Source organism: Alienimonas californiensis (assembly GCF_007743815.1).
Taxonomy (GTDB): Bacteria; Planctomycetota; Planctomycetia; order Planctomycetales; family Planctomycetaceae; genus Alienimonas; species Alienimonas californiensis.
In genome coordinates this window covers 4711816-4731861 of sequence record NZ_CP036265.1, presented here as the reverse complement: position 1 = coordinate 4731861, position 20046 = coordinate 4711816, and the positions used below count along the sequence as shown (strand labels likewise).

Annotated in this window: 9 protein-coding genes; 5 read left to right on the top strand and 4 right to left on the bottom strand. The window is 69.9% G+C overall.

Annotated features, from left to right (window positions below):
* Positions 1 to 39: 39 nt before the first annotated feature.
* The 3 genes from CA12_RS18740 (at position 40) to CA12_RS18730 (ending at position 6534) form a co-directional block, all read left to right on the top strand.
* Complete coding sequence (locus tag CA12_RS18740) at positions 40 to 2175, top strand: M3 family metallopeptidase (RefSeq protein ID WP_207622044.1); 2136 nt, start codon at positions 40 to 42, stop codon at positions 2173 to 2175.
* Positions 2176 to 2368: 193 nt separating this feature from the next.
* Entirely contained in the window at positions 2369 to 5092 is a 2724-nt protein-coding gene (locus CA12_RS18735; RefSeq protein ID WP_145360578.1) for a DUF1592 domain-containing protein, read from the top strand.
* Between the two features lie 80 nt (positions 5093 to 5172).
* A complete protein-coding gene (locus tag CA12_RS18730; protein ID WP_242688022.1) occupies positions 5173 to 6534 on the top strand; it encodes a DUF1552 domain-containing protein in 1362 nt (453 codons plus the stop codon).
* Between the two features lie 87 nt (positions 6535 to 6621).
* On the opposite strand, the gene CA12_RS18725 is transcribed toward CA12_RS18730, so the two are convergent.
* The 4 genes from CA12_RS18725 to CA12_RS18710 form a co-directional block, all read right to left on the bottom strand.
* Positions 6622 to 7098: a hypothetical protein gene (locus tag CA12_RS18725; RefSeq protein WP_145360576.1), complete on the bottom strand. Its 477-nt coding sequence runs from the start codon at positions 7096 to 7098 to the stop codon at positions 6622 to 6624.
* A gap of 78 nt (positions 7099 to 7176) precedes the next feature.
* Positions 7177 to 8700 carry a glutamate synthase subunit beta gene (locus tag CA12_RS18720; RefSeq protein WP_145360574.1) on the bottom strand — a complete coding sequence of 508 codons (1524 nt, stop codon included), beginning with the start codon at positions 8698 to 8700 and terminating at the stop codon, positions 7177 to 7179.
* Positions 8701 to 8790: 90 nt separating this feature from the next.
* A complete protein-coding gene (gltB, locus tag CA12_RS18715; protein WP_145361656.1) occupies positions 8791 to 13473 on the bottom strand; it encodes a glutamate synthase large subunit in 4683 nt (1560 codons plus the stop codon).
* 129 nt (positions 13474 to 13602) lie between these two features.
* Positions 13603 to 14598: a LysR family transcriptional regulator gene (locus CA12_RS18710; RefSeq protein ID WP_145360572.1), complete on the bottom strand. Its 996-nt coding sequence runs from the start codon at positions 14596 to 14598 to the stop codon at positions 13603 to 13605.
* Positions 14599 to 14953: 355 nt separating this feature from the next.
* On the opposite strand from CA12_RS18710, the gene CA12_RS18705 reads away from it, so the two are divergent.
* Together CA12_RS18705 and CA12_RS18700 are read left to right on the top strand one after the other, a co-directional pair.
* The gene (locus CA12_RS18705; RefSeq protein WP_145360570.1) at positions 14954 to 16321 is read left to right on the top strand and encodes a hypothetical protein; all 1368 of its coding nucleotides are present in this window, start codon (positions 14954 to 14956) and stop codon (positions 16319 to 16321) included.
* Positions 16322 to 16425: 104 nt separating this feature from the next.
* Positions 16426 to 20004: a PVC-type heme-binding CxxCH protein gene (locus CA12_RS18700; protein ID WP_165700861.1), complete on the top strand. Its 3579-nt coding sequence runs from the start codon at positions 16426 to 16428 to the stop codon at positions 20002 to 20004.
* The last annotated feature ends 42 nt before the right edge of the window (positions 20005 to 20046 follow it).

Sequence of the window (20046 nt, the reverse complement as noted above, 5' to 3'; positions counted from 1 at the left end):
TCTATTCCAATCCCGCCCCCTGACGGAGACCATCCCGCCATGACCGAACCGCTGCCCCCCGCCGAATCCTTCGACCCCGCCTCCGCCGGAGCCCCGGACGGGCGTCGCTGGGACCTCCCGCGCTTCGACCGGTTCACGGTCGAGAGCGTCGAGCCGGACGTCGCCGCGATGCTGAAGACCGCCACCGCGGGCTTTGAGCGAATCGAGGCGGAGGTCCAGCCGACCTACGCCGCGACCGTCACGGCGACCGACCGCCTGTTCGAGCCGTTCGAGCGGATCTGGGGACCCGTCGGGCACCTGATGGGGGTGCAGAACTCAAAGGCGCTGCGGGACGCCCACGCCGCGGCGCTGCCGTCGATCGTGCGGTTCGGGCTGAAAACGTCGCAGAGCCGCCCGCTGTACGACGCCCTCGTCGCGCTCCGCGACGGGCCGGATTGGGACGGCCTCAGCGGGGTGCAGCGGCGGATCGTCGATCAGAAGATTCTCGCCGCCGAACTGGCCGGCGTGGCCTTGGAGGGCGAGGAGAAGGAGCGGTTCAACACGCTCTCGGAGGAGGCGTCGAAGCTCTCCACGGAATTTTCGAATCACGTCCTGGACGCGACGAAGGCGTTCTCGCTGACGTTGACGGAGGCGGATGAGGTGGAGGGCCTGCCCAAGACCGCCCGTCGCCTCTACGCCGCGGCGTACAACGAGGCCAAGGGTGAGGACGACCCACAGGCCACGCCGGAGAACGGCCCGTGGCGGGTGACGCTGGACGGCCCGTCGCTGACGCAGTTCCTCTCCCACGCCGCCCGCCGCGATCTGCGGGAGACGCTCTACCTGGCGCACATCACCAAGGCGAGCCGCGAGGGCGAGACGCCGGCCGAGGACGACAACGAACCGCTGATCGGCCGCATCCTGCAGATTCGTCAGGAGATGGCCGAGCTGCTGGGCTACCCGCACTTCGCCGCGGTGAGCCTCGCGGAGAAAATGGCCCCGGACGTGGCCGCCGTTGAAAAACTGCACGCGGAACTGCTGGGCGCTGCGAAAGCGGGCGCCGCCGCGGACATGGAGCATCTCAGACCGCTCGCGGAGCGGTACGGCGTGGACGAGATCCGCCACTGGGACGTCGGCTTCCTCGCCGAGCGGCTGCGGGAGGAGCGCTTCGAGTTCACCGACGAGGACCTGCGCCCCTACTTCGCTCTGCCGAACGTGCTGGACGGGCTGTTCCGGCTCTGTCACAAGCTGTTCGGCGTGACGATGGAGCACGCCGACGGCGAGGCGCCGGTCTGGCACCGGGACGCACGCTTCTTCCGGGTGAAGAATGAAAACGGCGAGGTCATCGCCGGGTTTTATCTCGACCCCTACAGCCGCCCCGCCGACAAGCGGGGCGGGGCCTGGATGGGCGACTGCCTCGGCCGTCGGCGGAACGCGGACGGGTCGTTGCAGTTGCCGGTCGCCTATCTGGTCTGCAACGGCACCCCGCCGACGGGCGACACGCCGTCGCTGATGAGCTTCCGGGAGGTGGAAACGCTGTTCCACGAGTTCGGGCACGGCCTCCAACACATGCTGACGACCGTGGAAGAACCCGGCGCCGCGGGGATCTCCGGGGTGGAGTGGGACGCCGTCGAACTGCCGAGCCAGTTCATGGAGAACTGGTGCTATCACCGCCCCACGCTGATGGGCTTCGCCAAGCACCACGAAACCGGCGAACCGCTGCCGGAGGAGCTGTTCGAAAAGATCGTGAAGGCCCGCACCTTCCGGGCCGGCTCGCAGATGTGCCGGCAGATCGGGTTTGGGTCGTCCGATATGAAGCTGCACAGTACGCCGGAGGTCGCGGGCGACAGCGCCGCCGCCCTCGCCCTGCACCGCAAGAACCTCACGCGGGTCTCCGTGCTCCCGCCGCTGGAGGAGGACCGCACGCTGTGCAGCTTCTCGCACATCTTCGCCGGTGGGTACGCGGCCGGTTACTACAGCTACAAATGGGCGGAAGTGCTCTCCGCGGACGCCTTCGCGGCCTTCGAGGAGGCCGGCCTCGACGACGAGGCGGCCGTGGAGCGGACCGGCCGCCGCTTCCGCGACACGGTGCTGAGCCTCGGCGGCGGGGAAGACCCAATGGCCGTGTTCGAGCAGTTCCGCGGCCGCCCGCCGCAACCGGACGCTCTGCTCCGCCACAGCGGTTTGGCCACGGACTGACTGTCTTTGATCGGTTCGGGTTTCACTCCCCTCGGAATTATCCGATGGAACCGAAGGCATCAGTCTCGTAGACTGTCCGGCCCGAACGGTCCGCTGCGCCCCCGGCGGCGCCGATCGTGCCTGACGTCCGCGTTCCCGCTTTGGGAACGTCCCGCCGCACGTCCTCCCCCAACCTATCAAGCTGACGCCGCCCATGCGGATCCGCGTTTATTGCCCGAATTGCGGCGTCGCGTTTACCGCTGCGGAGCGGCATGCGGGCAAGGTGGGGCGTTGTCCCGGGCCGAACTGCGGCCGGAAGCTGCGGGTGCCGGAGGCCCGGCCGGACGTCGTCTTCGATTCGATCCCGTCCCAGCGCTCTGCCCGGAAGCGGTCCGCTGCCCCCTCCCCGGCCCGGTCGCGGGCGTGGGGCACGGTGGGGGCGGGATTGGCCGTTGCGGCGGCTCTGGTGGCGGGATTGATTTTGTTCCTGCCGGCCGGCGACGAACCGGCGGTCGCGGCGACCCCGGACCTCTCGGACGAGCGCCTCGCCGCCCGCCCGGCCTCGCCCGACGACGCGACGGCCGCTCCGGCGACGCCCGCCCCGCAGGTGAAGCTCGCGGCGATGGTCGAGCCGAAGCAGAACTTCGCCGAGGGCGTCGGCGGCTTCCTCAAGACCCACTGCCTCGACTGCCACGGCCCGGACTACGCCGAGGCCGACGTGGACTTCGGCTCCGTCGCCTCCGCCGACGACGTGCGGGAGAACCGTGAGGAGTGGGAGCGCATCCTGGCGATCCTTAAGGTCGGGGCGATGCCGCCCTCCGAGATGGAGCAGCCCTCCGCCGAGGAGCGGGCCGCCGCCGTGGATTGGATCGACCGGGTCCTGCACGAGGTCGACTGTCAGGTCGACAACGACCCCGGTCGCGTGACGGTGCGCCGGCTGAACCGGACGGAATACGACAACACCGTCCGCGACCTGCTGGGCGTGGATCTGAATCTCAGCGAGCACTTCCCGACCGACGACGTCGGCAACGGCTTCGACAACCAGGGCGACGTCCTCACCCTGCCCCCGCTGTTGCTCGAAAAGTACCTCGCCGCCGCGGAGACGATCGCCGAAGAGGCGATCGTCGGCGACGTTTCGACGCTGATGAACCAGGGCGAGAAACTGGACGCGGGGCGGTCCGTCCAGGGACATAAGGGAACGTACCGCTTCCCCGCCGCGGGCGATTACACGATCCGCATCCACGCCCAGGCCCATCAGGCTGGGCCGGATAAGGCGAAGTATCAGGCGACGCTGGCCGGCCTGCCGCTGGCCGAGGTCACGCTGAAGAAGGAACGCACCACCGAGACCTTCGAGCGGACCATCCCGGTCAAGCAGGGCGAGTACCCGCTCGAGATCAAGTTCGTCAACGACTACTACCAGGACGACGGCAAGGGCGGGAAGCTGGACCGGAACATCTATCTGGAAGAGATCGAGATCCACGGCCCGCTGGGGCAACGGCCGGAGAACCTGCCGCCGATCCACGCGGCGATCGTCACCACCACGCCGGACGAAGCCGGCGGCGTGCGGGAGGCCGCCGAAGAGATCTTCCGGCCTCTCGCCACCCGGGCCTTCCGCCGTCCCGCCACCGATCTGGAAGTGCAGCGTCTGGCGACGCTGGTCGAGTCGGTCGTGAGCAACGGCCGCACGTTCGAGCAGGGCGTGCAACTGGGGCTTCAGGCGGTGCTCTGCTCCCCCCACTTCCTGTTTCGCATCGAACGCGACCCGGCCGACGCCCGTCCCGGCGAACCGGCGGCGCTGAACGACTACGAACTCGCCAGCCGGCTCAGCTATTTCCTCTGGTCTTCGATGCCGGACGAGGAGCTGCTCCGCCTGGCCGGCGAAGGCCGGCTGACGGATCCCAAGACGCTCTCCGAACAGGTCGACCGCATGCTGGAGGACCCGAAGTCGGAGGCGCTGGTCGAAGGCTTCTTCGCCCAGTGGCTCAACCTCGGGATGCTGGACGAGTTCAACCCGGACGGTCGGCAGTTCGGGGAGATGTGGACGAGCGACACGAAGAACGCCATGCGGCGGGAGACGGAACTGTTCTGCCGCGAAGTGCTCGAGGAAAACCTGCCGGTCAAGCGGATGCTCGACGCGGACTTCACCTTCGTGAACCCCCGCCTGGCAGAGTTCTACGGCATCCCATGGGACGGCCGGACCGGGGAGAAGATGGAGGAGTACTACGCCGACGGGCTGCCTGACGACGTCAAGAAGGACGGCCGCCGTTTTGAACGCGAGCGCCGCCGCCGCATCTTCCCGTACCCGGACGAAGCCGAGTTCCGCCGCGTCTCCCTGCCGGAGAATCGCCGCGGCCTCCTCACGCACGGCAGCATTCTTGCGCTGACGAGCAACCCGGTCGCCACCAGCCCGGTGAAGCGGGGCAAATGGATTCTCGACAACATCCTCGGCACTCCCCCGCCGCCCGCGCCGCCGAACGTTCCGGCGCTGGAGGAGACGCAAGAGTCCAACAAGGATCTGTCGCTCCGCGAGGCGCTTGCCAAGCACCGCGAGGACCCGGGCTGCGCGAGCTGTCACGCCGTGATGGACCCGCTGGGCTTCGCCTTCGAGCGGTTCGACGCCGTCGGCCGATGGCGTGAGAAGGACGGCAAGCACGAGATCGACGCCTCCGGCGAACTGCCGGACGGCACGAAGTTCACCGGGGCGACCGAGCTGATCGACGTGCTCGCCGGCCGCTCCGACGAGTTCGTCGCGCACTTCACCCGGCAACTGATGACGTACGGCCTCGGCCGCGGCCTGTTGTGGTACGACCGCTGCAGCGTGGACGGGATCGTCGAATCGGCCCGGCCGGAGGGGCATCGCCTCCGCGACCTGATCCGCGGCGTCGTGCTGAGCGACCCGTTTCGCAAACGGACCACGGCGGCCCTGGCCGCCAACTAGGCGCGGGCCCCGGCGTCTCCGCGCCGGGGGTTCGCATCTGTTAGAATCGATTTCCTCCCCCCTTCACCGCAGGCCTCCCCGTGTTCGCCCTGAACCGTCACGCCCCGCTGTCGTCCCTGTCGCGGCGCACGCTGTTACGCGGCGCGGGGGCGGCCCTCGCCCTGCCGCTGTTGGACGCGATGCCCTTCGCCGGCATGGCGAAGGCGGCCGACGAGGCCGCCAAGGGGCCGGTCCGGCTGGCGTTCATGTTCTTCCCGAACGGCGTGAACGTCGATCGCTGGTTCCCCAAAACGGAAGGGACCGGCTGGGAGCTGACGCCCTCGCTGGAGCCGCTGAAGGACCTCCGCGGGGACGTGACGGTGCTCAGCGGGCTCGATCAGCACAACGCCAACAGCCTCGGCGACGGCGGCGGCGACCACGCCCGCAACGCCGCGACCTACCTCACCGGCGTGCACCCGCTGAAGTCCTCCTCCACGATTCGCGGCGGCCGCAGTATCGACCAGGTGGCCGCCGACCGCATCGGCTCCCGCACCCGGCTGCCCAGTCTGGAACTTGGCATCGACCGCGGTCGGAACTCCGGGAACTGCGACTCCGGCTACTCCTGCGCCTACTCGAATAACGTCAGCTGGCGGAGCCCCACCCAGCCGATGTCCAAGGAGATCAACCCGAAGCTGGCCTTCCAGCGGTTGTTCGGCACCGAGGGCGGCGACGACGCGGTCGAGCGCCGCCTGGCCGATCGCAAGAGCGTGCTGGACCTTGTCGCCGACGACGCCGCCTCGCTGACCAAGCGGGTCGGTTCGACGGACCGGCAGAAGCTGGACGAGTACTTCACCAGCGTCCGCGACGTGGAACGGCGGATCGAGCGGACCCTCACCGCCCCGGCGATCGACCGGCCGGACATCGACCTGCCCCCCGGCGTGCCGAACGAGCTGAACGAGCACATCCGGCTGATGTACGACCTGCAGGCGCTCGCCTTCCAGGCGGACGTCACCCGCGTGAGCACCTTCATGCTGGCCAGCGCCGGCAGCAACCGGAAGTACGAGGAGGCGGGCGTCAAAGACGGCCACCACCATCTCTCGCACCACCAGTCGAACGAACAAAAGCTGGAGCAGATCGCCCGGATCGACCGTTTCCTGATGGAGCACTTCGCCCGGTTCGTGAAGAAGCTCAAGGAGACGCCGGACGGCGAGGGGAACCTGCTGGACAACAGCCTGATCCTGTACGGCTCCGCGATCCGCGACGGGAACCGGCACAGCCACTCCGATCTGCCGCTGATCCTCGCCGGCCGCGGCGGCGGCGCCGTGAAGCCCGGGTCGCACCGGCGTTTCGCCAAAGACACCCCGCTGAACAACCTGTTCCTGACGATGCTCGACGCCGCGGACGCCGGCGGCGTGGAGTCCTTCGGCGACAGCACCGGTCGCGTCTCGGGGTTGGACGCGTAAACTGCGTCTTCGACCGGCCCTTTCCAGAGTCACCAGCGTCCCGGACCCTCCGAGGGTCCGGGACGCTTCGCGTTGCGGACGTTCGCTTTACTGTTTGACGCCTGCGTCAGGCGACTGAGCCCGCACCAGCTCCGTCGGCAGGTCGGCGAGGGCGTCGTACCGTTCGACGTGGGCGCCCGGCCCGCTCAGATCGACGGGGCGGCCGACGTGCTTCGCCAGTTCGCGCTCCAGTTCTTCCAGCGACGCCGCATCGGCCGGCAGCGGCACGCGGACGAGACCCGTGTCCGGATCGAGCGCGCTCCCCTCCGCCGCGTAGCCCGGCGGTAGGAACAGGGCTCCGCTGGCGTAGTCGACTATGAACGCCAGGACCCCGGGCACCACGAACAGCAGGCAGCCGACGCCGTCGAGGATGCACACCGCCGGATCCAATCGCCCGGTCCGCGGCTGGCCGATCCGCTCCGGATGCAGCAGCGTGCCGCAGGAGATCGAACTGACGGGCAGCGACAGTGCCGCGAGCCCCGCGACGAACTGCCGCCGGGAGACGCGATTCCAGACCGGGACCATGACCTGCTCCGTAGGACGGCGGCGCAGGCTAGGTCAGCGGGATTCGGGGCGGCAAGACGGACTCTTCCGTGACCGGCGTCACGGCAACCGGGTGCTGCCCATGAGGAAGCGGTCGCATTCACGGGCGGCCTCCCGGCCTTCGGCGATCGCCCAGACGACGAGACTCTGGCCGCGGCGGCAGTCGCCGGAGGCGAACACGCCGGGCACGTTCGTCACATACTTGCCGAACTCCGCCTGAAAGTTGCCGCGGGCGTCGAACTCGACGCCCAACTGCTCCGCCGGGGTCGGCTCCGGACCGCCGAAACCGAGGGCCAGCAGGGCGAGGTCGCACTCGATCGTGAACTCGCTGTTCTCCACCACCGTGAACGGCGCCCCGCCCGGCTGCGGCTTCGACCAGTCCACCCGGCAGGCCCGCACGCCGGAAAGGTTCCCGGCGTCGTCCTTCAGGAACTCCAGCGTCTGGATTTCGTACTCGCGGGGGTCGTGGTGGTTCTGTTTGAAGCTGAACCGCGGGTCGTTGTCGTAGTCCATCTTCGCCGCAGCCTCCTCGTGGCCGTAGTCGGTGCGATAGACCATCGGCCACTGCGGCCAGGGGTTGTTCGCCGGGCGCTCCTGCGGCGGGGTGGCGACGATTTCGAACGTCACCACGCTCTCGCACTCCTGCCGCAGGCTGGTGCCGATGCAGTCCGTGCCGGTATCGCCGCCGCCGATCACCAGGACCTTCTTCCCCTCGGCGGAGATGTAGTCCGGCGGGTTGCCGCCGAGCACCTTCTGGGTGTTCGGCCGCAGGAAGTCCATCGCGAAGTGGATGCCCTTGGCGTCGCGGCCGGGGGTCCTGGCGAAGAAGTCGTTCGGCTTGGTGGCGCCGGTGCAGAGCACCACGGCGTCGAAGTCCTTCTTTAGTTCGTCGGCGGAGATGTCCTTGCCGATGGCGCAGTTCACCACGAACTCCACCCCCTCGGCCTTCATCTGCTCGACCCGGCGGGCGACGAGCTTCTTGTCGAGCTTCATGTTGGGGATGCCGTAGGTCAGCAGGCCGCCGACGCGGTCGTCCCGCTCGTACACCGTGACCTTGTGGCCGACGCTGTTGAGCTGCTGGGCGGCGGCGAGGCCGGCCGGGCCGCTGCCGACGACGGCGACGGTCTTGCCGGTGCGGGCCTCCGGCGGGTCGGGCTTCACCCAGCCCTCTTCCCAGCCGCGGTCGGCGATCGAGACCTCAATGTTCTTGATCGTCACCGGCGGCGAAGTGATGCCCAGCACGCAGGAGCCCTCGCAGGGCGCCGGGCAGACGCGGCCGGTGAACTCCGGGAAGTTGTTCGTCTTGTGCAGGCGGTCCAGCGCCTCCTTCCACTTGCCGCGGTAGACGAGGTCGTTCCACTCCGGGATGAGGTTGTGCAGCGGACAGCCGGCGGCCATCCGGTTCATCACGTCGCCGGTGTGGCAGAACGGGACGCCGCAGTCCATGCAGCGGGCGCCCTGCGACCGCAGCTCTTCTTCCGGCATGTGCTCGTGGAACTCGTTCCAGTCGAGGATGCGGAGCAGCGGATCGCGGTCGGACGGGACGGCCCGGTTGATCGTCTTGAAGCCGGTGGGATTGCCCATGGCGGAGCGGGGTGAATGAGGTGTGCGAGGCGGGGGAGCGAGCGTCCCGGACGCTTCAGGCGTCCGGGACGCTCCGGGGCGCGGGCTTCGTCAGGCGGCGACGACCGGGGTGACGGTCTCGCCGGCGGACGCCGCGGCCATCCCGGCCTCGTCGCCCTCGGACGCCAGCTCGGCCAGCGCCCGGCGGTAGTCGACCGGCATCACCTTGCGGAAGTTCTTCCGCGCGGCGTTCCAGTCCTTCAGCAGTTCGGCGCCGCGGGCGCTGTCCGTCAGCGCCACGTGCCGTTCGATCAGGGCCTTCAGTTCGTCGGCGTCGCCGCCCTCGACCGGTTCGAGTTCCACGGTGGCGAGGTTCGTCTTCGCCAGCAGTGTCTCGTTGGGGTCGAGCACGTAGGCGATGCCGCCGCTCATCCCGGCGGCGAAGTTGCGGCCGGTCTCCCCGAGGATCACTGCCCGGCCGCCGGTCATGTATTCGCAGCCGTGATCGCCGCAGCCCTCGACGACGGCGCTGGCGCCGCTGTTGCGGACGCAGAACCGCTCGGCGGCGACGCCGCGGGCGAACAGTTCCCCGCTCGTCGCCCCGTACAGGGCGACGTTGCCGAGGATCATGTTCTCCGCCGGGTCGAAGCCGCAGTTCGCGGGCGGCCGCAGGACGATCCGCCCGCCGGACAGGCCCTTGCCGACGTAGTCGTTGGCGTCGCCGGTGACCTCGATCGTCACCCCCTGCGCCAACCAGGCGCCGAGGCTCTGCCCGGCGGAGCCGGTGCAGTGCAGCTTGATCGTGTCGTCCGGCAGCCCATTCGCGCCGTGGGCCTTGGAGACCTCATGGGAGAGCATCGTGCCGAAGGCGCGGTCGATGTTTTCGATCGTGTACTTCAGCTCCACCGGCGTGCCGTCCTTCAGGGCGGGGGCGGCGTCCTTGATGAGTTGCCGGTCCTTCACCAGGTCCAGTTCGTGCTTCTGGTCCACGGTGCAGAAGGTGCCCGCGTTCTGGTAGTCACTGGTCGCCTTCCGCAGGATCGGGGTGAGGTCGAGCTGACCGGCCTTGGGGTGACCGACCGGCAGGTCCGGGGCGAGCAGGTCGGCCCGGCCGACCATCTCGTCGATCGTCCGGAAGCCCAGCGACGCCATGATCTCCCGGCATTCCTCAGCGACGGCGAACAGGTAGTTCACCACGTGCTCCGGCTGGCCGCGGAACATCTTTCGAAGGGCCGGGTCCTGCGTGGCGATGCCCACCGGGCAGGTGTTGAGGTGGCACTTCCGCATCATGATGCAGCCCAGCGTGATCAGCGGGGCGGTGCTGAAGCCGAACTCCTCGGCCCCCAGCAGGCAGGCGACGGCGACGTCCCGGCCGGTCTTGAGCTGCCCGTCCGTCTGCAACCGCACGCGGTCGCGGAGGCCGTTCATCACGAGGGTCTGGTGGGTCTCGGCGATGCCCAGCTCCCACGGCAGACCGGCGTGTTTAATGCTGGTGAGCGGGCTGGCGCCGGTGCCGCCGCTGGCCCCGGAGACGAGGATGTTGTCCGCGTGCCCCTTGGCGACGCCCGCGGCGACGGTGCCCACGCCCACCTCGGACACCAGCTTCACGCTGATGCGGGCGCCGGGGTTGGCGTTCTTCAGGTCGAAGATGAGCTGCGACAGGTCCTCGATGGAGTAAATGTCGTGGTGGGGCGGCGGGGAGATCAGGCCCACGCCCGGCGTGCTGTGCCGGACGGAGGCGATGATCTTGTCCACCTTATGGCCGGGCAGTTCCCCGCCCTCGCCGGGCTTGGCGCCCTGGGAGATCTTGATTTGGATCTCGTCGGCGTTGGTGAGGTACCAGCTCGTCACGCCGAACCGGCCGCTGGCGACCTGCTTGATCGCGGAGCGCTTGGTGTCGCCGTTGGGCAGCGGGTTGAACCGTTCCGGGTTCTCGCCGCCCTCGCCGGTGTTCGACTTCCCGCCGAGGCGGTTCATCGCCACCGCGAGCGTCTCGTGGGCTTCGGCGGAGATGCTGCCGTAGCTCATGGCGCCGGTGCAGAACCGCTTGACGATCTCGCTGGCCGGCTCGACCGAGTCCAGGTCGATCGGTTCCGCGTCCTCGGTGCGGAAGCGGACCAGGCCGCGGAGGTTGCAGTCCTTCGCCACCCGCTCGTTCACCATGGCGGCGAACTGCTTGTAGGCGTCCTTGTCGCCGGTGCGGGCGGCGTTCTGCACCGCGGCGATGGTCTGCGGCGTCCAGGCGTGCTTCTCGCCCTCGGCCCGCCAGGCGTAGGTGCCGGGGTTGGGCAGGTCGACCGGGTCGTAGTCGTCCCCGCGGGTCGCGGCGGCGGACGGGTAGCCGAGGTCGTGCCGCTGCATCGCGTCCAGGGCGAGGCGGTCGAAGCCGATGCCCTTGATGCGGCTCGGCGTGCCGGTGAAGCAGCGGTCGATGACCTCCTGCCCGAGGCCCAACGCCTCGAAGATCTGGGCGCCCTTGTAGCTCTGCAGGGTGCTGATGCCCATCTTCGCGAAAACCTTCAGCATCCCCTTGCCCACGCCCTTGCGAAAGGCGGCGACGATTTCGTCGTCGGTCCAGGGCTTGCCGCTGCTCTCGTGCTCCGCCAGCGAGCCCCCGTCGCGGGCGTGGCGAATCGCGGCGAAGGCGAGGTACGGGTTGATCGCGTCGGCGCCGTAGCCGACCAGCGTGCAGAAGTGGTGCACCTCGCGGGTCTCGCCGCTTTCGAGGATCAGCCCCAGCTTGGTGCGGCTCTCCGTGCGGATGAGGTGTTGGTGCACCGCTCCCGCCGCCAGCAGGGCCGGCACGGCGACGCGGTCAGACCCCGCGGCCCGGTCGCTGAGGATCAGCAGGGCCTGGCCGGCCTCGATGGCGGCGTCGGCCTCGGCGCAGAGGGCGTCCAAGGTCTCGATCAGCAGCCGCTCCGCGTCCCGCGGGTCCTCCGGCTTGGCGAACGTGAAGTCCGCCACCCGCGACGACCAGCCGCGGTGCGGGTTGTCGCCCAGTCCCTTCAGGGCCGCCGTCTGTTCGTTGGTCAGCACCGGGTGCGGCACCCGCAGGCGGTGGCACTGCTCCGGCGTGGTGTTCAGGAGGTTGCCCTCCGGGCCGACGAAGCACTCCAGGCTCATCACGATCTCCTCCCGGATGGAGTCGATCGCCGGGTTCGTCACCTGGGCGAACAGCTGCTTGAAGTAGTCCGGCACCAGCCGGGGCTGCTCCGACAGGCAGGCGAGGGCCGCGTCGTCGCCCATCGAACCGATCGGGTCCTTCTTCGCCCGGATCAACGGGAGCAACATGAACCGCAGCGTCTCCTCGCTGTACCCGAAGCTGCGGAGGCGCTTGAACAGCCGCTCCCCGCTGCGGGCGGGCGGCGCCGTCGCGGCAGGCAGCTCGCTCAACTCAAGCCGCTGCTCGCGCAACCACTCGCCGTAGGGGCGCCGCTCGGCGGCGTTCATCTTCAGTTCTTTGTCCGGCACGATGCGGCCCTCGTCGAAGTTGACGAGGAACATGCGGCCCGGCTTGAGGCGGCCCTTCTCCTTGACGTTCTCCGGGGCGACGTCCAGCACGCCGACCTCGGAGGCCATCACCACGCGGTCGTCGTGGGTGACGTAGTAGCGGCTGGGCCGCAGGCCGTTGCGGTCCAGCACGGCGCCGATCACGTGGCCGTCGGTAAACGAGACGCTGGCCGGGCCGTCCCACGGCTCCATCAGGGCGCTGTGATACTCGTAAAAGGCCCGCTTCTCCTCGGGCATCTGTTCGTGGTTCTGCCACGCCTCGGGGATCATCAGCATGATCGCCTCCTGCGGGCTGCGACCGCTGCGGAGCAGCAGTTCGAGGCAGTTGTCGAAGTTCCCGCTGTCGGAGAGGTGCTCCTCGCAGATCGGGAACGAATCGGCCAGTTTGCCGTCGAAGAACTCGCTCTGAAGCTGCCCCTGCCGGGCCGCCATCCAGTTGCGGTTGCCGCGGAGGGTGTTGATCTCGCCGTTGTGGGCGATGTTCCGCAGCGGCTGGGCGCGGTCCCAGCTGGGGAAGGTGTTCGTGCTGAACCGGCTGTGCACCATCGCCAGGTGCGTGGTGTAGTCCTCGGCGGCGAGGTCCGGGTACATCGGCATGACCTGTTCCGGGGTCAGCATGCCTTTGTAGACGATCGTGCGGGCGTTCAGGCTGCACACGTAAAACAGCAGCGCCTCCGGCATCCCGCTCTCCTCCCGCACCATGCGGGAGACGCTTTTGCGGATGAGGAACAGGGCCCGGTCGAAGGCGCCCTCGTTCAGATCGCCATTCTTGACGACGTTCTCGCCGGCGGCGACGAACACCTGTTCGATGTGCGGCATGCAGGCCCGGGCGGACGGGCCGACGTCGGCGCCCTCGGGGTCGATCGGCAGCTCCCGCCAGCCGAGCAGCGTCTGCCCGTAGGCGGCGACCCGCTCTTCCAGCGTTTTCTTGGCCCGCTCGCGCTGCTGGGGATCGCGGGGCAGGAAGACGTTGCCGGCGGCGTAGCGGCCCGGCTCGGGCAGGGAGAAGCCCTCCTCGCCGGCGACGCGGGCGAGGAACTCGTGCGGCAGCGCGGTCAGCATGCCGGCGCCGTCGCCGGTGTTCTCCTCGCACCCGCAGGCGCCTCGGTGCGTCATGTGACGCAGGATGCGGTCGGCGTCGGTGACGATGCCGTGCGAGCGTTGGCCCTTGATGTGCGCCACGAAGCCGACGCCGCAGCTGTCGTGCTCCAGCGCCGGGTCGTACAGACCCTGCCGCTCCGGGAAGCGGCCTTCCTGGTGACGGGCGGGGAACTGGGTCATCGAGGGAGCGTTCATAAGAGAAATCCGACGGACGATCGGAAGGTGATCGGAAAGACGGGGGCGGCCGGGGGGCCGCTCCCCCGGGACGGGGGCGGGACGGGCGGCGGACGCGGTCGGGGCCGGGCTCGGTTAGCCGGCGACTGCGACTTCGGCGTCCCGCTCTGCCATGCGTTTGGAGCGGGCTGCGGGCGGGTGGGCCGTCTGGGCCCGGCCGGGTTCCCCGTTTCCGTCCGGGGCTTTCGGCTCCGCCGCGGTTTCCAGTAGTAGATCGCAGAACGCCTTGGCGGCGGCGCTCAGCGGTCGCCGTCGACGCCGCACGATGCCCAGCGGGCGGATCCAGTCCACCCCCTCCAGCGTCGCCGTCGCCAGGGTGCCGAGGCTGACCTCGCGGCGAATCGTCGGTTCGGGCACCAGCGCCACGCCGGCGCCGGCTTCGACGGCTCGCTTCACGGTCTCCAGATTGTCGAACTCGTAGCTAATCTCGGGGTCCACCCCGACGCTCTTCAGCCAGCGGTCCGACTGCCGCCGCAACTTCAACCGCGTTTGCAGGGCGACCAGCGGTTCCCCCGCCAGGCGGGAGGGTTTGACCGACCCGCCCTCGGCGAGCGGGTGGCCGATCCGCGTGGCGAGCACGATCGGTTCGCGCTGCCAGGGGATGCTCTCGAACGACCCGCCGCCCCGGGGGAAGGAGACGAGGCCCAGTTCCGCCTCGTCGCTGCCGACGGCGTCGTACACGTCGTCCGGGTGGCCGTACTCCAGCCGAAGGACCACGTCCGGATACAGCCGGGCGAACTCCTCCACCGTCGGGGCCTGCAGCAGACCGACGGAGTAGATGCTCGAGACGCACAGCCGCCCGCTGACGCGGCCAGCGACACCCTTCACGCGGTCCTCCAGCTCCCGGAAGCCGTCCAGCAGATCGCGGCAACCTTCCAGCAGCACCCGGCCCGGCTCCGTGAGGCAGCACGGCCGCGTCGAGCGATCGAGCAACTTCACCCCCAGCCGCTTCTCGAGGTTCCCCACCGTCTGGGAAACCGCCGGCTGGGACATATTCAGCACCTCCGCCGCCCGGGAGAAACTCCGCCGGGAGGCGACCTCACGAAAGATTTCGGCCTCTCGAATGAGCACGGACGGTGCGGAGCGGGGGCGGGAAGGAGGGAAAGATCGGGGTTCGGTTATGTCGACGGAGGCGCAGTATCGCCTCCGGCAGCGGGTAGCGTAGGAGCCGATCCCCCGGCGATCAACCGCCCGGCCCCGCCGGCGGTGATCCGCCGCATCCGGGAGCCCCGGTGGACCGCCCGACCCGCCCCACCCTCGCGATCGGCGCCGTCTGCCGGGGACGCCTGCGGCACCCCGTCGCGGGCCGTCTGCGGGGCCTCAGCGGAGGATCACGCCGCCGGCCTCAGCGGTGCGGAAGGACAGCGGTTCCGCCGGGAACGCCGCGTCCTGTTCGGCGGCGGTCGTTCCGGCGAGTCTGGGGGCGATGCCGCCGCCCGCCCGCTTCGCCGCCCGCCTCGCCGCCCGTGCGGAGTTCGATGCGACCGTGGCTTGGGCGCTGGGGGTTCGGTTCTGGCAGATCGTCGCGGCGCCGATCACCGCCCTGCTGATCGCGGATCGGTTCTCGGAGACGGAGCAGGACTACTATTACACGATCGCCGGCCTGCTGGGGTTGGACGCCCTCTGCCGGCTGGGGCTGAGCGAGGTGCTCGTCGCCCTAACGGCTCACGCGTTCGCGGACGATACGGTCGGTTCGTCCGCTCGTCGGCTGACCGGGCTGACGCGGTTCGCCGGTCGTTGGGCGGCGCTCAGCTCCGCCGCGTTCGCGGTCGGGGTGGGCGCCTTCGGGGCCTGGAGCCTGTCGGGCGCCGACGTCGCGTCCGGGTTGAAGGCGGCGTGGGCGGGGCCGTGGTGGACGGCGGCGGTCTGCACGGCCGGTTCGGTCGCCGTCGCCCCGGCGTTGGCGGTGCTGACCGGCTGCGGGCAGGTCGGCCCGGTGACGCGTACCCAGACGCTGGCCGCCGTCGCCGCGAACGTCGGCGCCTGGGCCGTAATGCTGTTCGGCGGATCGCTGTGGGCGGTCGCGGCGGCGTGCGCCGGACGGCTGGCGATCGAGGCGGCGCTGATCGTCCGCTCCTGGCCGCTCCTGCGAACCTTGGCCGGGGACGACGCCGCCGCGTTCTGCTGGCGGGTGGACGTCTGGCCGATGCAGTGGCGGGCCGCGGTCCAAAGTTCCGCCGCCGCAGCGGCGGCGGCGGGGCTCACCCTCGTCCTGTTTCGCCACCGGGACCTCCTCGGCGCCGGCGAGGCGGGCCGGCTGGGGATGAGTTGGTCCGCCGCATTGGCCCTGCAATACGGCGGGACCGCCTGGCTGAACACCCGGGCGCCGCGGCTGGGGGCGCTGGCGGCGAAGCAGGATCGAGCCGGCTTCGACTGCTTGTTCGCCCGAACGTTTCTGGCCAGTTGGGCGGCGGTCGCCGCGGGGGCCGTCGCGGGGACGGCGTTGGTGTGGGCGTTGAACCTCTGGGGCGTGCCGTTGGCGGAGCGGTTGCTCCCGCCCGCGGCCTTCGGCGCACTCGTCGCCGGCAGCGTCGCCCTGCATGTGCCCCTCAGTTTGGCGGGCTACTTGCGGGCGTGGCGGGCGGAGGCGTTCGTGGCGCCGGCGGTCGGGATGTGGGCGGCGGTGGGGCTGGCGACGTGGACGCTCGGTCCGCGGTACGGCGCGATCGGCGTGGCGTGGGGCTTCTCCGGGGCGATCATGTTGGTCGGCGTGCCGCTGTACGCGCTGCGGTGGCGGGCGGTCGTCCGTCGCCTGCCTGCCGCCGCGGCCCCCCTTCGACGCCCAACGGCTTAATGCCCAGCGGTCCCCGGACGGATCGGAGACGAGCGATTGATCTGGCATCGGGCTTATACTGCCGCTCCCGCCCACTCGACCTGCCTCGCGATCCTCTCGCCGACATGCCTGAACCCCGTCGCACTCCGTTCGCCGCCCTCGTCGGGGGGGCGCTCCTCCTGACCGCCGGCGGCGCCCCGCTGTCGGCTGAGGAACCGGCCGAGCCGGAGGTCGTCAGCAGTCCCGTCGTCACCGCCGCGACCCCCGGTCGCAGCGTCCCGATCTCCGTCGACGTGACCGGCGCCGAACGGTTGGCGCTGATCGTGACCGAGGGCGGGGACGGCTTCACCGCCGATTGGGCCGTCTGGGTCAAGCCGACGCTCACCGGCCCGGCGGGCACGCTGAAGCTGACCGACCTGAAGTGGAAATCCGCCGAGCAGGGCTGGGGCGTCACCGCGGTCGACCGCGATCCAAACGGGGGCGAACTGACCGTCGACGGCAAGCCGGTCCACGGCATTGGCACGCACGCCCGTAGCCGGATCGTGTTCGAATTGCCGGAGGGCTACACGACGTTTACCGCCCGCGGGGCGCTGGAGGACGGCGGGACCGATCAGGCTGGGGGGACGGCCAGCAGCGTGCAGTTCGTCGTTTACGCCGGCGGAGAGGGGTTGGACGAGGAGATCCAGGACCCCACCCGCTCCGCCAAGGCGGAACTGCAGAACCTCACGGTCGCCGACGACCTCGCCGTCGACCTGTTCGCCGCGGAGCCGATGTTGCTCTCCCCCAGCAACATCGACGTGGACGCCCACGGCCGGGTGTGGGTTTGCGAAGTCGTCAACTACCGCCAGTTCCGCAACACGGACAGCGCACCCCGCGAGGCCGGCGACCGCATCCTCGTATTGGAGGACTCGGACGGCGACGGCGAACTCGATCAGAAGACGGTCTTCTATCAGCACCCGGAGATCGACAGCGCCCACGGCGTCTGCGTGCTGGGCGAGACGGTGATCGTCTCCGCCGGCGAGAACATCCTCACCTTCAAGGACGCCGACGGCGACCTGCAGGCCGACGAGGGCAGCCGCCGGGTCCTGTTCACCGGGATTAGCGGCGTGCAGCACGATCACGGGGTGCACAGCGTCCTGTTCGGCCCGGACGGCAAGCTGTATTTCAACTTTGGCAACGAGGGTAAACAGCTCCGGCGGCCGGACGGCTCGCCGGTGGTGGACCTCGCCGGCAACGTCGTCGCCGCCAACCGGCAGCCTTATCAGGAGGGCATGGCGTTCCGCTGCGACCTGGACGGCAGCAACGTGGAGACGCTCGGCTGGAACTTCCGCAATAACTGGGAACTGACCGTCGACAGCTTCGGCCGCGTCTGGCAGTCCGACAACGACGACGACGGCAACGCCGCCACCCGGCTGAACCTCGTCATCCCCTTCGGCAACTACGGCTACCGGGACGAGTTCACCGGCGGCGGCTGGCGGGACGAGCGGCCGGGGATGCACCGCGACGTGCCCCTGCGGCACTGGCATCTGAACGATCCCGGCGTGATGCCGAACCTCTATCAGAGCGGCGCCGGCAGCCCCACGGGCATCGCCGTCTATGAAGGCGATCTGTTACCGCCGGAGTACCGCGGCGCCCTGCTCCACTGCGACGCCGGCCCCAACGCCGTGCGGGCCTACTTCCTCAAGCCCGACGGCGCCGGCTTCTCCGCGGAGCAGAAGGACCTCCTGACCGGCGAGAACGATCGCTGGTTCCGCCCCTCCGACGTCACCGTCGCCCCGGACGGCAGCCTGATCGTCGCCGACTGGTACGACCCCGGCGTCGGCGGCCACCGGATGGACGACGTCACCCGCGGTCGCCTGTTCCGCCTGCGGCCGACGGGTTCGGAGAAGACCTATATGGCGCCGGTCCTCGACCTCTCCACCCCCGCGGGGGCGCTCGCCGCGTTGAACAGTCCGAACCTCGACGCCCGCTATCAGGGCTTCACGGCGCTCGCCGGGATGGGCGAAGACGCGGTGGAACCGGTGCGGGCGCAATTCCGCGATCAGGCTGCTCCCGCTCACCTGCGGGCCCGGGCGATGTGGGCTCTGGCGCAGCTGATCAGTCCGCTGCGGGTGGCGGACGAGGCGATCGGGATCGAAGATGAAGCAATCCGCGCCGCCGGCCTGCGCCTGCTCTGCGAAGCGACCGACGTTCGCACCGAGGAGGGCATCAAGAACCGGCTCGCCCGCCTGGTGGTGGGCGTGCTTCGGACCGACCGCCTCGACGCCCCCGCCCTGTGGCGGGAGGCCGCCGTGGCCCTGCGGGGCGTCCCGGCGGACGCCGACGTGGCGGGGGTGACCGCCGCGCAGCTGTGGGCGGCCCTCGCCCAGCGGGCCGACCTCACCGACCGCTGGATGCTGGAAACGCTCGGCCTCGCCGCCGAGGGTAAGTGGGACGCCTGCCTCGACGCCTATCTGGCGACCTCCCCGGAGGCCGACGCGGCGAAGCAGGTCATTTGGCGGAGCCGTGCGAAGCAGACGCCGGCCCTGCTGGCCGAGGCGCTGCTCGATCCCGCACGCGTCTCCGGCGAGGAGGCCCCGCGGTGGGTGCGGGCGTTCGACTTCCAGGCGAACTCCGAACAGAAACGGGCCGCCCTCCAGCGGTTGGCCTTCGCGGACGAACTGCCGGAGGACCGGGCGACGCTGGTGCGGCTCGCCGCCCTGCTCCGCCTGAAGGAGGCCGGCGGCGCCGACGAAGGACGCATCAAGGAAGGCATCGAGCGCGTGCTGGACGAGGTGCGGGGCACCCCACAGTTCGTCGAACTGCTGCGGACCTTCCGCATCCAGGGCCACGCCGACGCCCTGATCGAACTGGCCGGTACGCAGCCGACCGAGACCGCCGGCGTCGAGGCGGCGGGTCTGCTGATCGAACGGGGAATGTGGAAGGACGTCAGCACGGTCGTCTGGGGCGAGGATCGGACGCTCGCCGAGGGCCTGCTGTCCGCCGTCGGCCGCACGCACCGGGGGGACGCGGTGAAGTTTCTCACCGCGGTGATGGACGACGAGAATCTGGACGTCGCCCGTCGCAAGGCCGCCGCGTCCGGTCTGGCCCAGATCGGCCAGGGCGCCCAACTGCTGCTGGAGCGGGCCGAGCAGGGCGAACTGGCGGAGGAGTTGCGGCAGAGCGTCGCCGCCACCCTGCACGCCTCGACGTACCACAATCTGGGCGACCGCGTGGCGAAAGTCTTCCCCCCGCCGCCCGGGCGGGAGAAGCCGCTGCCGCCGCTAGCCGAACTGACCGAGGCCCGCGGGGACGTGGCGAACGGCAAGACGGTTTACATGACGACCGGCACCTGCTCGAAGTGCCACGTGATCAAGGGCGTCGGCCGGGAGATCGGCCCGGACCTGACGGAGATCGGCGACAAGCTCGGCCGGCAGGCCCTCTACACCTCGATCCTGTACCCCTCCGCCGGCGTCAGCCACAACTACGAGACGCACACCGTGCTCACGGAGGACGGCAGCGTTTTCAACGGGCTGCTGATTAGCGAGACGGATAAGGAGCTCAAGATCAGGGACCAGGAGGGCATCGAACGCACGTTCTCCAAGGACGCCCTGCTGGAGCACGGCGTGCAGGACGTCTCCCTGATGCCGGCGGACATCCAAAAGCTGATGTCCGAGCAGGAATTAGTGGACTTGGTCGAGTTCCTCACGACGCTGAAAAAGTGACGGGAGGGAGGCGGGGGCCGTGGAAACGCGGCCCGGGGAGGG